Here is a 14450-nt window from a genome sequence, read left to right as displayed (position 1 = left end):
GTGAAGCACCGCTTTTCAGACATTCCCAGGATTCCTGCCGTGGCCAAGTCCGAACTCGGAACCAAACGTATTTGCCCGACCACGGGCAAGAAATTCTATGACCTCAACAAGAATCCGGTGATCTCGCCCTATACCGGCGAGGTCGTGCCGATCGCTCCGGTGGCGCCCGCGCGCGTGCCCCGCGGCGCCGAAGCCCGGCACGCTGCAGCGGCGGACACCTCGCCGGAGCCGGCCGAGGTTGAGGAGGTCTCCCTCGAGGAGGCCGATGCCGAGGAGAACACCGGCAAGGTCAAGGCCGTGGTGCCCGAATCCGAGGACGATATCGAGGTCGACGAGACCCTCGACGACGACGATGATGATGATTCGACCTTCATTGCCGACGAGGAAGAGGGCGATGAGGACGTGACAGACATCATTGGTGATGTCGGAGGTGATGAAGAGACTTGAGATCAGCCCTGATCTGTGAAAAAGGGTGCACCGCGCGAGTCGCTTAGGGGCTCGCCGGCCGGGGTGATCCACCAGATTCACCCCCGCAAGGACTAAGGGGCCATAGCTCAGCTGGGAGAGCGCTTGCATGGCATGCAAGAGGTCGGCGGTTCGATCCCGCCTGGCTCCACCACGCTTCGCCCTTCGGGCTACGCGTGGCGCAGCCACGTCGGAGCTCGAAGGGCGAAGCGTGGTGTCCGGCGTAGCCCGAAGGGCGAAGACGGACTGGTGACATTTCCAATCAACCTATCGCCAAGTTCAAGCCGTGGAAGCTGGTCTGGTACTGCGCTTTCCCTGACAAGATGAAGGCCTTGGCATTCGAGACATATCTCAAGTCACACTCGGGCCGCGCCTTCTCGAAAAAGCGACTCTGCTAGCCCCCTACTCCCCAATCACGGCATTCAGCCGATCGCGCAGCGCCACGATCTCGTCTTTCATCGTGACCAATTCCGACACCGAGCAGTCCGTCGCCGCCAGGATCGACTGCGGCACGCTGCGTGCCTTCTCCTTCAGCGCATGGCCCTGCGGCGTCAGCGCGATCAGCACCTGACGCTCGTCCTCGCTCGAGCGGGTGCGCTTGACGAGATGGCCGGCCTCGAGCCGCTTGAGCAGCGGCGTCAGCGTGCCCGAATCCAGGAACAGCTTCTCGCCGATCTCCTTGACCGGCACGTCGTCGCGCTCCCACAGCACCAGCATCACCAGATATTGCGGATAGGTCAGGCCGAGCCGGTCGAGCAGCGGCTTGTAGACGCGGTTGAAGGCGTGCGCGGCGGAATAGACCGCGAAGCAGATCTGGTTGTCGAGTCGAAGCGGGTCCACCGCCGATGATTTCCGGGCCATAGAGAACCTCACGCGTTTTTCCCATTCTGGGGCCGATCGGGCGAGCATTCAATTGCGGACAATTAAATGTGATGCATGCCGATTTAGATTGCGCACAATCAAATTGCTTGCAATAAGCATCGCACCCACACACCCAGGCCCCCAGGGAGACCACAATGTCCGTGAACGTCCTCTACAAGACCAGCGCCAAGGCAACCGGCGGCCGCGACGGCCATGCCGCGACCCTCGACGGCGCGCTCGACGTCAAGCTGACCACGCCGAAGGAGCTCGGCGGCGGCGGCGGCGCCGGCAACAATCCCGAGCAGCTGTTCGCGGCCGGCTATGCCGCCTGCTTCATCGGCGCGATGAAGTTCGTGGCCTCGCAGGGCGGCCCGAAGGTGCCGGCTGACGCCTCCGTCACCTCGACCGTCGGCATCGGCCCGCGCTCCGAGGGCGGCTTCGGCCTCGACATCGATCTCGCCGTCTCGCTGCCGGGCCTCGCCCGCGCGGAGGCCGAGGCACTGGTCGCGAAGGCGCATCAGGTGTGCCCGTACTCCAATGCCACGCGCGGCAATGTCGACGTTCGCCTGACGGTCGTCTGACCGAAAGGACGGATGGGCTGGCCCGGGATCCCCCTCGGGCCGGCCGCTTCCGTTGATTTCCCACATCGCGGGATGGCGCGGCGGCGGCGCATGCGGCCCTACCCGCCGCGCCATTGCTGGCGCAAACAAACCTCGCTAGGCCTGTGATCCAACGATCGACACAGGGGAAGCGAAGGCATGACTGAAGCCGTTTTGGGCGCAATGAGCGGACTGCGCGTCATCGATCTCACGCGCGTGCTCGGCGGTCCCTACTGCACCCAGATCCTCGCCGACCATGGCGCCGACGTGATCAAGGTCGAGCCGCCCGCGGGCGACGAGGTGCGCGAATGGGGTCCTCCCTTCCACGAGGAGGACGCGGCCTATTTCGTCGGCATCAACCGCAACAAGCGCTCGATCGGCCTCGACCTCGCCTCCGAGGGCGGTCGCGCCGTGCTGCTCAAGATGCTGGAGACCGCCGACGTCCTGATCGAGAATTTCAAGCCGGGCACGCTGGAGAAATGGGGCATCGGCAACGAGACCTTGCGCGAGAAATTCCCGCGCCTCGTGCATTGCCGGATCTGCGGCTTCGGCGCCGACGGCCCGCGCGGCGGCAATCCCGGCTATGACGCCATCATCCAGGCCATGACCGGCATGATCGCGGCGACCGGCTCGCCGGAGAGCGGCCCGATGCGGATCGGCGTGCCGCTGGTCGACATCACCACCGGACTTTATGCGGCGATCGGCATCCTGATGGCGCTGTCGGAGCGGCAGCGCTCGGGCAAGGGCCAGTTCCTGGAAACGACGCTGTACGAGACCGGGCTTGCCATCATGCATCCGCACACCGCGAACTATTTCATGCATGGCAAGCCGCCGAGCCTCACCGGCAACGAGCATCCGAACCTCGTGCCTTACGCAATCTTCCCGACCAAGACCGACAACATCTTCATCGGCGTCGGCAATGACGGCACCTTCCGCAAGCTTGCCAAGGAGATCGGCAAGCCCGAGCTCGGCACCGATCCGCGCTTCGCCCGCAACAAGGACCGCATCGCCAATCGCGAGGCGCTGCGCGCCGAGCTTGCCGCGGTGTTCAGCCAGCACGAGGCCGAACCGCTGTGCAACCGCCTGCTCGCGGCGGGCCTGCCCGCAGGCCCGGTGCAGAAGATCGACCAGGCGCTGACCAACCCGCACACGATCGCCCGCGGCGATGTCATCGAGAAGGACTGGTACAAGGGCGTGGCCTCGCCGATCCGGCTCGATCGCAGCAAGCCGAGCCTGCGCCGCCTGCCGCCGAAATTCAGCCAGCACGCGGCGGAGGTGCTGGGCGAGTTCGGCTACTCCAAAGCCGAGATCGACGCGATGGTCGAGAAAGGCACGGTCTGCGGCCCCGAGCGGAAGCGCTAGGCGCTGCGAAGTGAACGAGATCGAGCGGCGCGCTCCAGTGCGCTCCCTCCCCCGCTTGCGGGGGAGGGCTGGGGAGAGGGTGTCTCCGCACCGGGACAATCCCCAAGACGAGAGAACCCTCACCCGGCGCTCCGCGCCGACCTCTCCCGCAAGCGGGAGAGGTTGAGGGCGCCCGGAGCTGCATCCGTTCTACCCAACTTCATCCCGCGCCGACGGAGCTTTCCTCATCCACATCTCCAATGCCGCACTGCGGCGCGCGCACGCATGTGCAGCGCGAACGGCTACGGCTGCCCGCTCGGTCTTCGCCTATTTTCCGGCTTCCCTTTTCCAGCGCTTGCCGCTTTCGTTTCGGCCGCTTACACAGTCATGTGAACGTCATATGGCGCTGCTAGCGCAAGCGCTTCTTTATTGACGGGCAAGGGAGGTTTTCTTGATGGCTCTTCGACATTTTGGCGCGGCTGCGGCTGTTGCACTCACGGTTGGTCTCGGCGCCTCGCCGGCGCTCGCCGTGACCGAGATCCAGTGGTGGCACGCGATGACCGGCGCCAACAACGACGTCATCGTCAAGCTCGCCAACGACTTCAACGCCGCGCAGAGCGACTACAAGGTGATCCCGACCTACAAGGGCAACTACGCCGACACGATGAACGCCGGCATCGCCGCGTTCCGCGCCGGCAACGCGCCGCACATCATGCAGGTGTTCGAGGTCGGCACCGCCACCATGATGGCCGCGACCGGCGCCGTGAAGCCGGTCTACAAGCTGATGGCCGAGACCGGCGAGAAGTTCGATCCGAAGGCCTATCTGCCCGCGATCACCGGCTACTACTCGACCTCGAAGGGCGAGATGCTGTCCTTCCCCTTCAACTCGTCGTCGACCGTGATGTGGGTCAACCTCGATGAGCTGAAGAAGGCCAATGTCGAGATCCCGAAGACCTGGCCTGAAGTGTTCGACGCGGCCAAGAAGCTGAAGGCGGCCGGCCACGCCACCTGCGGCTTTTCCAACTCCTGGGTCACCTGGGTCAATCTCGAGCAGCTCTCCGCCTGGCACAACGTGCCGCTGTCGACGAAGGCCAACGGCCTCGACGGCTTCGACACCGTGCTCTCGTTCAACGGACCGCTCCAGGTCAAGCACCTCGAAAACCTGGTCGAGCTCCAGAAGGACAAGACCTACGACTATGCCGGCCGCACCAACACCGGCGAAGGCCGCTTCACGTCGGGCGAATGCCCGCTCTACCTGACCTCGTCGGCGTTCTTCGGCAACGTCAAGGCGCAGGCCAAGTTCGCCTTCACCGCAGTGCCGATGCCCTATTATCCGGACGCCAAGGGCGCGCCGCAGAACTCGATCATCGGCGGCGCCTCGCTCTGGGTGATGGGCGGCAAGTCGGGCGACGACTACAAGGGTGTCGCAAAATTCCTGACCTTCCTCTCGGACACCGATCGCCAGGTCTACATCCACAAGGCCTCCGGCTATCTGCCGATCACCAAGGCGGCGTATGAGAAGGCCAAGGCCGAGGGCTTCTACAAGGACCAGCCCTATCTCGAGACGCCGCTGCTCGAGCTGACCAACAAGGAGCCGACCGAGAATTCGCGCGGCCTGCGCCTCGGCAACATGGTGCAGCTCCGTGACGTCTGGGCGGAAGAGATCGAGCAGGCGCTGGCCGGCAAGAAGACCGCCAAGCAGGCGCTGGACGCGGCCGTCGAGCGCGGCAACACCATGCTGCGTCAGTTCGAAAAGACCGCAGTGAAGTAAGGCGACAGGCGGCAGGCCGGGAAGCCGGCCTGCCGCTGCTGCGGACATCATGCAAAAGCAAGCCATTTTCCAGTCGAAGCTATTGCCCTATGCGCTGGTTGCGCCGCAGCTCGCGATTGTCCTGATTTTCTTCTACTGGCCGGCCTTGCAGGCGGTGATCCAGTCCTTCCTGCTCCAGGATGCTTTCGGCCTGTCAACGAGTTTCGTCTGGTTCGACAATTATCTCGAGCTGCTCAAGGAGCGCGCCTATTTCGAGGCGATCGTCCGCACCTTCTTCTTCTCCTTCGCCATCGCGGTCTCCTCGCTCTCCTTCGCGCTGCTGCTCGCCGTGATGGCGGACAAGCCGCTGCGCGGCTCGATGCTCTACCGGACGCTTCTGATCTGGCCCTATGCGGTAGCGCCGCCGGTCGTCGGCGTGCTCTGGATCTTCATGCTGCATCCCTCGCTCGGTGTGCTCTCGCGGTATTTGCGCGCCCTGGGCATCGACTGGAATCCGCTGCTCGACGGCGATCAGGCTGCGTCGCTGATCATCCTCGCCGCCGCCTGGAAGCAGATCTCCTACAACTTCCTGTTCTTCCTCGCCGGCCTGCAGAGCATCCCCAGAAGCGTGCTCGAGGCGGCCGCAATCGACGGCGCGCGTCCGATGCGGCGGTTCTGGACCGTGACCTTCCCGCTGCTGTCCCCGACCATCTTCTTCCTCCTGGTCGTCAACATCGTCTACGCCTTCTTCGACACCTTCGGCATCATCGACACCATGACCCGCGGCGGTCCCGGCAAGTCGACGGAAACGCTGGTCTACAAGGTCTATTCCGACGGCCTGCTCGGCGGCAATCTCGGCAGCTCGGCAGCGCAGTCGGTGATCCTGATGATCATGGTGATCGTGCTGACGGGCATCCAGTTCCGCTTCGTCGAACGCAAGGTGACCTACTGATGGTCGAGGAAGAAGGCTTTCGGCGCTACGTCGCCCATATCATCCTCTGGATCGGGATCGCGATCGTCGCCTTCCCCGTCTACATCGCGATCATCGCCTCGACCCAGGAGAACGCGCTGATCGCGAACGGGCAGATGTCGCTGCTGCCCGGCGGTCATTTCTTCGAGACCTACTATCAGACGATCTTCGTCGGCACGAGTGGCTCGACCCGCGAGCCGGTCGGCAACATGATGCTGAACTCGCTGATAACGGCGCTGCTGATCGCCGTCGGCAAGATCGCGATCTCGATCATCTCGGCCTATGCGATCGTGTATTTCCGCTTTCCGTTCCGGATGCCGATCTTCTGGCTCATCTTCATCACCCTGATGCTGCCGGTCGAAGTGCGCATCTATCCGACCTACAAGATCGTCGCCGATCTGCACATGCTCGACAGCTATGCCGGCCTGTCGCTGCCGCTGATCGCCTCCGCCACCGCGACACTCTTGTTCCGGCAGTTCTTCATGACGGTGCCGGACGAATTGCTGGAGGCCTCACGCATCGACGGCGCCGGCCCCTTCCGCTTCTTCTGGGACACGCTGCTGCCGCTGTCGCGCACCAACATGGCGGCGCTGTTCGTGATCCTGTTCATCCTCGGCTGGAATCAATATCTCTGGCCGCTCTTGATCACCACGCGCGACGACATGCAGACCATCCAGATCGGCATCCGCAAGATGATCACCACCACCGACGCGCTGACCGAATGGCCGATCGTGATGGCAACCGCCGTGCTGGCCATGCTGCCGCCGGTGTTCGTCGTCGTCGTGATGCAGAAATTGTTCGTGCGCGGATTGGTCGAGACGGAGAAGTAGAGACTTATGGCCAACGTCACCCTGCGCAGCGTCCGCAAGACCTATCCCGGCGGCTTCGAAGCCATCAAGGGCGTCGATGTCGATGTCGGCGACGGACAGTTCTGCGTGCTGGTCGGACCAAGCGGCTGCGGCAAGTCCACGCTGCTGCGCATGGTCGCAGGGCTGGAGACGGTCACCGGCGGCGAGATCGACATCGGCGGCCGCGTCGTCAACGGAATCGAGCCCGCCGACCGCGACATCGCGATGGTGTTCCAGAACTACGCGCTCTATCCGCATATGAGCGTCTACAACAACATGGCCTATGGCCTGCGCAACCGCGGCATGGCGGAGGCAGAGATCAAGACCCGCGTCGAGGAAGCCGCGCGCGTGCTCGAATTGTCCGCGATGCTGGAGCGCAAGCCGCGCCAGCTCTCCGGCGGCCAGCGTCAGCGCGTCGCCATGGGCCGCGCCATCGTGCGCCAGCCGAAGGTGTTCCTGTTCGACGAGCCGCTTTCCAACCTCGACGCCAAGCTGCGCATCGCGATGCGGGTCGAGATCCGCAAACTGCAGCGCCGCCTCAACACCACGTCGATCTACGTCACCCACGACCAGCTCGAGGCGATGACGCTCGCCGATATTCTCGTGGTGATGAATGGCGGCCAGGTCGAGCAGGTCGGCAATCCGCTCGCGATCTACGAGAAGCCGGCCACGACCTTCGTCGCCTCCTTCATCGGCGCGCCGCCGATGAACCTGATGTCGACGCGCCCCGAGGAGATCCGGGCGCAGCTCGCCGGCAGCGCCGCGGCCGACGCCGGCATCCTCGGCATCCGCCCGGAAGATTTTGCGATCACCGACCAGACCCCTGCCGGCGGCGTCGCCCTGCCGCTCACCGTGGAGGCGATCGAGCGCGTCGGCGCCGAGACCTTCGTCTACGGCTCCCGCGAACAGGAAGACCAGCGCGTCGCCGCCACGCCCGGCGAGCTGCCGCCCGGCGAGGTCATCGTCCGCATTCCCGGCACCGAGGCCCCCGCGATCGGCGCGAAAATCCGTGTCGCGGCGATGCGGACGAAGCTACACCTGTTCAGCGGTGACGGGCGGAAGCGGATCGAGGCCTGACGGGTTCCGGGAGGCTTTCGATCAAAGACGGCGAAAACAACCCCATGCACAGTGGAAGGGGGCTTGTTTTCGTTGGGGAAATTCGGCGGCGGATTCGTCATGCCCGGGCTTGTCCCGGCCATCCACGTTCTTGCTGCCGCGAGGAAGGTCGCGGATGGCCGGGGCAAGCCCGACCATGACGCCTAATGCGATGCTGGGCCTGACGATGGTGGCGTCGGCCCATCCACAGCCCTCCGCTACGTCCTTGAACCGACAAGCGGATATGCCCATATTGCTGACCAAGGGGTGCCTTGACGGGCCCTGAAACACCAAAGTCGCTTCTGCGAGGACTTTGTAAACTATGTCTCGTGTTCCAACGCTCTCCAGTCCCTTCCTGCTGGGCTTCGACGAGATCGAGCGCGTGCTCGACCGTGTCGTCAAAGGCGCCGACGGCTACCCTCCCTACAATATCGAGAGGTGTGACCGCACGGACGGCCAGCCCGAGCGTTTGCGCATCACGCTGGCGGTCGCCGGTTTCACCCGCGACCAACTCGATGTAACCATTGAGGAAAACCAGCTCGTGATCCGCGGGCGGCAGCAGGACGACAAGTCCCGGCAATACATCCATCGCGGCATTGCCGCGCGCCACTTCCAGCGCACCTTCGTGCTGGCGGAGGGGATGCTAGTGCTGGGTGCGGATCTGAAGAACGGGCTGTTGTCGATCGATCTGGCCCGGCCTGAACCGGAGCGGATCGTTAAGACAATCGCTATCAATGAGCACGAATAATGGAACGAGTAGCGGACTCGACCGCTTAGTGTTCCAGAGGAGTCGAGACCATGAGTGAAGGTCACGTTGCGTTCGAATACGAAGCCAAGAACGTCTCTCCGGAGACGCTGGCAACCCTCGGCGAAGGCCATATCGCCTATGTGAAGCAGATCCGTTCCGAGGACGTGCCGGACCTGTTCCCCGAGGCGCCCAAGATTGCGCCGGGCCTCAAGCTGTTCGCGCTCCACGCCGCCGACGGCACGCCGATCATGCTGACCGACAGCCGTGAAGCCGCGATCGCCAACGCCTGGAGCAACGAGCTGCAAGCGGTGAGCGTGCACTGAGCGCGACAAGCGTCGCACGAAGGGAGTTTCAAGCGGGCATGCCTTCAAGCGAAGGCGTGCCCGTTTTACTTTGATGATGAATTCGGATACTCTAAAATCTGGTTGGTCCGACCAGAACGGCGCAACATGACAAAGCGTCCCACTTCGAAGAAGGGCCCTCAATCGAGGCGATGGAGCCTTCAGGATGCGAAGACGCATCTGAGCCAGATCGTCAGAGAGGCCCAACGCTCCGGCCCACAGCGCGTGACGCTACATGGGAAGGATGCCGCGGTTATCGTCGCGGCAGAGGAGTTTGACCGCCTCCAGCGACCGGTGAGCGGTCGCGACATCGTCACCGCCCTTGCCAAGTCTCCGTTGGGCGACTTGGAATTCGAACGCCTGACGATCAAATCCAAGGTTCGGGATGTCGAGCTTTGAGAGGATGGCTGCTCGATACCAACGTGGTTTCGGAACTACGCAGGCCTAAACCCAATCCAGACGTAGCGAATTTTGTCGCTGGCCAAGACGGCCAGGACCTCTATGTCACGGAAGTCACGTTTGCCGAAATCGTCTATGGCATCGAGCAACTCTCCGACCCCGCAAGGCGCGCGGATCTTCAATCGTGGCTCGATCACACGCTTCGACCGTTGTTCGCAGGGCGAAGTCTCGGCATCACCGAGGACGTGATCGTTCGATGGAGAACGATGGTCGCCGAGGGCCGGAAACGCCGCCACACATTCGGGCAACCGGACCTGTTCATCGCAGCCATCGCTGCCCTACAGGACCTGATCGTGGTTACACGCGATGTCGACGAATTCGTCCAAGCGCGCGTCATGGTGTTTAATCCATGGACGCACAAGTTTCATCGGCACGGCAAAGAGACGCTCGTGCGGCCACCGGTGACGCTCGAAGCGATATCCAAGCTGTAGCCAGAACAGGCGACAGCCGGAATCGATCGCCTCGGAGCGACCCGAGGACAACACGAGCATGCCATTATTGCGGAAGGCGTGCCGTTCTGCATGAGCTCCGTGGTTCTTCCCGCTTCGGTCAGGTTGCGTCGTGCCATCCAAATTGATCGCCGGACTCGAAGCTGCTTAGATGCGGCATGCCGCCGAAAGTGGAACGTCTCGCCAAGCAGCAATTGTGGTTTCCGGCCGGACGTTATTTCCTGCGCACCATCAAGCGCGACGATGCCTCGCAGCGCTGGGCGGACTGGCTGTCCGACCCCTGGACGGTGCACGTCCTCAACACGTCGCCGCGCGCGATGACCAAGTCGGAGATCACCGACTACATCAAATCCTTCGATCAGCGCGAACGGCTTCTGCTCGGGATCTTCGAGCGCGGCAGCCGCGCGCATGTCGGCTTCATCCGCCTCGACATCAACGCGGCGGCCAGCGAAGCCCTGGTCAGCGCCGTGATCGGTGAAAAGGAACACCGCAATGCCGGCGCAACGGTGAACACGTTCATTCCGCTGCTCAAATTCGTGTTCGACGAACTCAAGCTGGGCCGCATCCGCGCATTCGTGCTGGAGCGAAACCAGACGACCATTCAGTATCTGTCGAAGCTCGGATGGACCCTGGAGCCCGAACTCGCAAACCCGGTGCGCTCGCACACGGACGGCTCGCTGCTGGTGCTGCGCCGGATGACCTGGGATCGGCCGGGCTTCCAGGCCTGGCTGAAGAGCCCGATCGGACAGCGGATCGTCAACCGCATGGAAGCGGCGGGGAGGTGACCCGGCCGCTTTCGAGGCCGGGGCCGATGTCCCTCAGTACTTTGCGACGACCGGCGATCCGCCGAAGCGGTAGTTGATGCCCACCTTCACGATGTCGATGTCTTGACGAATATCGATCGGAGCCGTCACCCCTGCAAAAAACGGATGGGCGAAGTTTATGCGCTTGCTGTCAAAGCCATAATGGTCGTACTCGACCAGGGCCGACCAGTTCGGAGCGAAAGCCCACTCAACGCCCACGCCGACCACCCAGCCGGTGCGGTTGACGCTCGCACTCGAGTTACAAGGCACAGGTACGCCGTTGACGCAAAAAGCGCCGCTGATCGCGTTGAAGTTGTTCAGGTCGTAGCGGTCGCGAGTGAAGCCGACGCCGCCCTTGCCGTAAACGAGAACGCGATCCCAGGAATAGCCGACGCGACCGGTGATGCTGGCGAGCCAATCCGTACGGCTGGAGAGCGTGGCGGGAGCTCCGCTTTTGCCGGCAAAGAAGGGATCGTTGGAAACGCCGTGAATGTCGCTCCAGGTGAAGTCACCGGCGATACCGACAACCCAATTGCTCGCGAACTGGTAATCGCAACCGAGCTGCGCGCCACCAACGACGCCGTCGCCATTGACGCCGATCCGGTCGCCAGGAGCCGCGCCGGTGGTCAATGCGCCCGGGAATGCGGTGCCGAGGCCCGGATCGGTAAAGCCCGTCCTGCTCCAGCCGCCGCCGACATGGCCACCGACATAACAGCCAGTCCAGCTGAACGGCACAGCCGCCACGACCGGCGCCTTGGTGTAGGGACGGGCGCCCAGGTCGGCCCCCTGAGCGGAACCTGCGGCAATCAGAGCCGACGTCGCCAGAAGCAGTCGTTTCATCGTGCATTCCCCAAACAATCGGCAATTGAAATCTCAAGTAGAGTACACCGGCCGGCTTTCGGGCGCTGTATTCGGCCGGCAACACTGCGATAGTTTCGAAAACGGTGTTTGTTCAGGGAAGGGATTTGGATATCGCCCGGACATCGCCTCAAGCCCAGAGGCGGCGCCTCAAGCCCAGCCTGGGCCCCGCGGCGAGTTCAACTCGCGAAAGCTTCCCGCCTCAGCGCGCCGTCGGGATCAGCGCCCGGATGATCTCCGGCTTCCAGGTTTGACGCGCGCTGTCGAAGGCCGCGAAATCATGGTCGAATTGCCAGTAGGCCCAGGCCCAGCCAAGCCGCTCCGCACTTCGCGCCATGAACGACAGATATCTCGTCCGTGCTTCGGCTGGAGCGGCCTCGTACACGCCGAACTCGCCGAGATAGATCGGGCGCTTTTCCCTTTCGGACCAGGACCGAATCTTCTCGAAATCGGCGCGAGCCTTCCGTTCGTCCTCCGGAGTGCCCCAATCAAGCGGGCCGATTTGCGAGAACGTCGGCGACCACGGTGCGCCCTGATGGGTGAAACGGATCGGCGCGTAATAGTGAAACGTCACGATGAGGTTTCGGTCATCTGACGGCAGGACCAGATCCTCGACAGGCATGTCATCGACGTTGAGAACCGCAGCGATGACCGTCCGCCGGGGGCTGGTGGCGCGGATGATGCCGAGACACTCGTTCAGGAGGGCATTCCAGGCGGCGGACGTCATCTGCCCGCCCGGCTCATTGAGGACCTCGAAGACAAGCTTCGGATATTTTCCGGCATAGCGCGCGGCGATTTGCGTCCAGAACGCTTTCAGCTTCTCGGCGCACTCGGAGACGTCGCGCTGACAGACATGGGTATCGTGCTCGTCCAGGATGGGGATGAGATTTCGGGCGAGCACCTCCTCGATGACGGCATCGAGCCGCCTCAAGACGACTTCGTCCAGCGAATTCCCCGGGTTCATGAACTTGAATCCGAAGAAATTGATCCGAACGTGCGAGAACCCGGCGCGCCTGATCGCAGTGAGGTTGTCCAGACGAAATGGCGCGTTCCGGCCTCCCTCCCAGATGCCGTCGTAGCCGAGGATGTTGATGCCGCGCCCCAATTTTGGGGGAGCGGACGCGGTAGCCTGCCCGGCTGCCTCGGCCTGGGAGAAGATCACAAGCACGGATATTGCCAAGGCGAGACCGAACGTTACCGACCAGCGGGCGCAGAGTGCATTCATCGCTTGCTCCATCACGGCTGCAGGGGTTGCTGCGGCACCGGCCTGCACACTGCGAAGAAGAATGCGACGAGCAGCACCGAGGTGAACAACGTCGAGCGAAGGAACATCGTCTCCGTGAAATTGGTTTGAAAGCTCAGGACGACAAATCCGATGATGAGCGCGCAGTGGCAACGATCGATCGACCGAGTGGCGATCAGATACAGGACCTTGTCGGAGAACAGATAAACGCTCGCGACGAACAGCACGTATCCCAGAAATCCCGTTTCGATCGCCACCGCGATGTAGCCGCTGTGATAATTGTCGAGCACCCAGCCGTGGTTCTGGTTGAAATAGTCGTAGATTGCAGGGCGCGTCCAGAATCCGTTGATGCCGAAGCCCAGCAGCGGCGCATCGTTGAAATGGTTGATGGCGTACTGCCAAATGAAGGTCCGCTCGGTCAGATCGATGGTCGTTTCGCCGAGATGGATGGAATCGTACCCCGTGACATAGAAATACAGGAACAGCAGGGCGGCCAGAAGGCACATGATGAATGGCAGCACCGCGTAAACCCTCATGCAGCGGATCGACCACATCGAGGTCACGAGCAGTCCACCCGCGGCAATTGCAACGGCTCCGGCACCACGGGATCCCGAGGCGATGACGCAGGTCGATGCCAGGAGAAACGTCAGGAGAAAGACGGTCCACCGCTGGCCCGTCATCTTCTGATAGCAGGCAAAGAACATCAGATAGGCGCTGATGAAGCCGAGCGTCTGCTTCGATTCGTATATTCCCTGCCACTGGCCATCGTGCATCCAGCTCTGGTCTACGCCGATCTCGGGCACGAAGACCGCACACAAGGTCGAGGCCGCGACTAGGATGAAGAGCCCCAGCGCCGTCGATCCGACGATCTCGTCGATGTCGATACGCGTGATGAGGCAGTAGGCACCGAAGGTCGTCACCACAAGTGCCGCGCTCTTCATGATCGCTGCGGCGGCGAGGCTGGTCCAGAGAACGGAAACGGCGGCCAGAGCATAGAATGCGACCAGCACGATGAGATCGGGATTGGGTTGCACTCTCACGCGCGGGCTTACGAAGGCGCTGGCGTAGATCAGGATGCCCCACATCAGGAGCGCGACGGCCTGTTGCACATAGCTCAACTCCGCGGGAAGCAGCGCAGGATTGAAGACCCCCATCGACGCGACAACGTTGACGGTGATCGAGCCGCGGATCACGGTTCTGGCAAGCGTTTCCACGCCGACGCCGGGCGCTTTCCGGATCGCGCTGTCATATGCCTCGGAATCCGCGACGGTGTGCAGGCTGGCCATGAGCTGACCTTCCTGAAGCACGGTTAATATTTTCCTTAATGCGGAACGGCCTTTAGGTTGAATCGATTGCCACGGGCTCGGCGCGGGTGAGGCTTTCTCCTCTAGAGCGCGATGAGATGAGGCTCGATAGCCGCAAAGACGAAGGTGCGCTCCCTCTCCCGCTTGCGAGAGCTTTGCACAAAGGCGAATCAGCGATTCCATAGGGCCTAGGTTCGGAGGGGGCTCGGGATGGCATATCGACAGGTTGGGCAACCGAGTTTTGCGGACGCGCTGGTGTCGCGGCGAGGAAAAGGGAGCCCGGTGCTGAGGCGGATTTGCGAGCTGGTCGACTGGG

16 protein-coding genes, 1 tRNA gene and 1 pseudogene are annotated in these 14450 nt (G+C 62.8%); 14 read left to right on the top strand and 4 right to left on the bottom strand.

Annotation, left to right across the window (positions count from 1 at the left end):
- The first annotated feature begins 39 nt into the window (after positions 1-39).
- The 3 genes and pseudogenes from CVM73_RS29045 to CVM73_RS29035 form a co-directional block, all read left to right on the top strand.
- Complete coding sequence (locus CVM73_RS29045; protein WP_100235219.1) at positions 40-447, top strand: TIGR02300 family protein; 408 nt, start codon at positions 40-42, stop codon at positions 445-447.
- A gap of 96 nt (positions 448-543) precedes the next feature.
- Positions 544-619 (top strand) — tRNA-Ala (locus tag CVM73_RS29040).
- Between the two features lie 118 nt (positions 620-737).
- Positions 738-863 (top strand): annotated as a pseudogene (locus CVM73_RS29035) (GIY-YIG nuclease family protein); the annotation flags it as partial.
- 4 nt (positions 864-867) lie between these two features.
- Here CVM73_RS29035 and CVM73_RS29030 read toward each other — a convergent pair.
- Positions 868-1326, bottom strand: coding sequence for a MarR family winged helix-turn-helix transcriptional regulator (locus tag CVM73_RS29030; RefSeq protein WP_100235218.1), 459 nt, complete (start codon positions 1324-1326; stop codon positions 868-870).
- 155 nt (positions 1327-1481) lie between these two features.
- On the opposite strand from CVM73_RS29030, the gene CVM73_RS29025 reads away from it, so the two are divergent.
- The 11 genes from CVM73_RS29025 (at position 1482) to CVM73_RS28970 (ending at position 10711) form a co-directional block, all read left to right on the top strand.
- Positions 1482-1907, top strand: coding sequence for an organic hydroperoxide resistance protein (locus CVM73_RS29025; RefSeq protein ID WP_018645071.1), 426 nt, complete (start codon positions 1482-1484; stop codon positions 1905-1907).
- A gap of 177 nt (positions 1908-2084) precedes the next feature.
- A complete protein-coding gene (locus CVM73_RS29020; RefSeq protein ID WP_100235217.1) occupies positions 2085-3287 on the top strand; it encodes a CaiB/BaiF CoA transferase family protein in 1203 nt (400 codons plus the stop codon).
- A gap of 433 nt (positions 3288-3720) precedes the next feature.
- Entirely contained in the window at positions 3721-5037 is a 1317-nt protein-coding gene (gene ugpB, locus CVM73_RS29015; RefSeq protein WP_100235216.1) for a sn-glycerol-3-phosphate ABC transporter substrate-binding protein UgpB, read from the top strand.
- Positions 5038-5086: 49 nt separating this feature from the next.
- A complete protein-coding gene (gene ugpA, locus CVM73_RS29010; protein WP_100235215.1) occupies positions 5087-5968 on the top strand; it encodes a sn-glycerol-3-phosphate ABC transporter permease UgpA in 882 nt (293 codons plus the stop codon).
- On the top strand, positions 5968-6816 hold the full coding sequence (gene ugpE, locus CVM73_RS29005) for a sn-glycerol-3-phosphate ABC transporter permease UgpE (RefSeq protein WP_100235214.1): 849 nt from the start codon (positions 5968-5970) through the stop codon (positions 6814-6816). The genes ugpA and ugpE overlap by 1 nt, the downstream gene beginning before the upstream one ends.
- Before the next feature lie 6 nt (positions 6817-6822).
- Positions 6823-7911, top strand: coding sequence for a sn-glycerol-3-phosphate import ATP-binding protein UgpC (locus CVM73_RS29000; RefSeq protein WP_100235213.1), 1089 nt, complete (start codon positions 6823-6825; stop codon positions 7909-7911).
- 340 nt (positions 7912-8251) lie between these two features.
- Positions 8252-8677, top strand: a complete 426-nt coding sequence (locus CVM73_RS28990) for an Hsp20 family protein (RefSeq protein WP_025032962.1) — start codon at positions 8252-8254, stop codon at positions 8675-8677.
- Positions 8678-8727: 50 nt separating this feature from the next.
- Positions 8728-9000, top strand: a complete 273-nt coding sequence (locus CVM73_RS28985; RefSeq protein WP_035704148.1) for a BQ00720 family protein — start codon at positions 8728-8730, stop codon at positions 8998-9000.
- 126 nt (positions 9001-9126) lie between these two features.
- The gene (locus CVM73_RS28980) at positions 9127-9417 is read left to right on the top strand and encodes a type II toxin-antitoxin system Phd/YefM family antitoxin (protein WP_100235211.1); all 291 of its coding nucleotides are present in this window, start codon (positions 9127-9129) and stop codon (positions 9415-9417) included.
- Positions 9414-9908 carry a type II toxin-antitoxin system VapC family toxin gene (locus CVM73_RS28975; RefSeq protein WP_100235210.1) on the top strand — a complete coding sequence of 165 codons (495 nt, stop codon included), beginning with the start codon at positions 9414-9416 and terminating at the stop codon, positions 9906-9908. The genes CVM73_RS28980 and CVM73_RS28975 overlap by 4 nt, the downstream gene beginning before the upstream one ends.
- A gap of 176 nt (positions 9909-10084) precedes the next feature.
- Positions 10085-10711: a GNAT family N-acetyltransferase gene (locus tag CVM73_RS28970; protein WP_100235209.1), complete on the top strand. Its 627-nt coding sequence runs from the start codon at positions 10085-10087 to the stop codon at positions 10709-10711.
- 33 nt (positions 10712-10744) lie between these two features.
- On the opposite strand, the gene CVM73_RS28965 is transcribed toward CVM73_RS28970, so the two are convergent.
- The 3 genes from CVM73_RS28965 to CVM73_RS28955 all read right to left on the bottom strand — a co-directional run bounded on the left by CVM73_RS28965 (position 10745) and on the right by CVM73_RS28955 (position 14116).
- Positions 10745-11569 (bottom strand): outer membrane protein, encoded by an 825-nt coding sequence (locus CVM73_RS28965; protein WP_100235208.1) that lies wholly within the window; start codon positions 11567-11569, stop codon positions 10745-10747.
- Positions 11570-11789: 220 nt separating this feature from the next.
- Positions 11790-12812, bottom strand: coding sequence for a glycoside hydrolase family 5 protein (locus CVM73_RS28960; protein ID WP_100235271.1), 1023 nt, complete (start codon positions 12810-12812; stop codon positions 11790-11792).
- A gap of 11 nt (positions 12813-12823) precedes the next feature.
- On the bottom strand, positions 12824-14116 hold the full coding sequence (locus tag CVM73_RS28955) for an O-antigen ligase family protein (protein WP_100235207.1): 1293 nt from the start codon (positions 14114-14116) through the stop codon (positions 12824-12826).
- Between the last annotated feature and the right edge of the window lie 334 nt (positions 14117-14450).

Origin of the sequence: Bradyrhizobium forestalis, assembly GCF_002795245.1 — a bacterium.
GTDB lineage: Bacteria > Pseudomonadota > Alphaproteobacteria > Rhizobiales > Xanthobacteraceae > Bradyrhizobium > Bradyrhizobium forestalis.
This window is presented reverse-complemented; position numbering and strand designations above follow the sequence as displayed.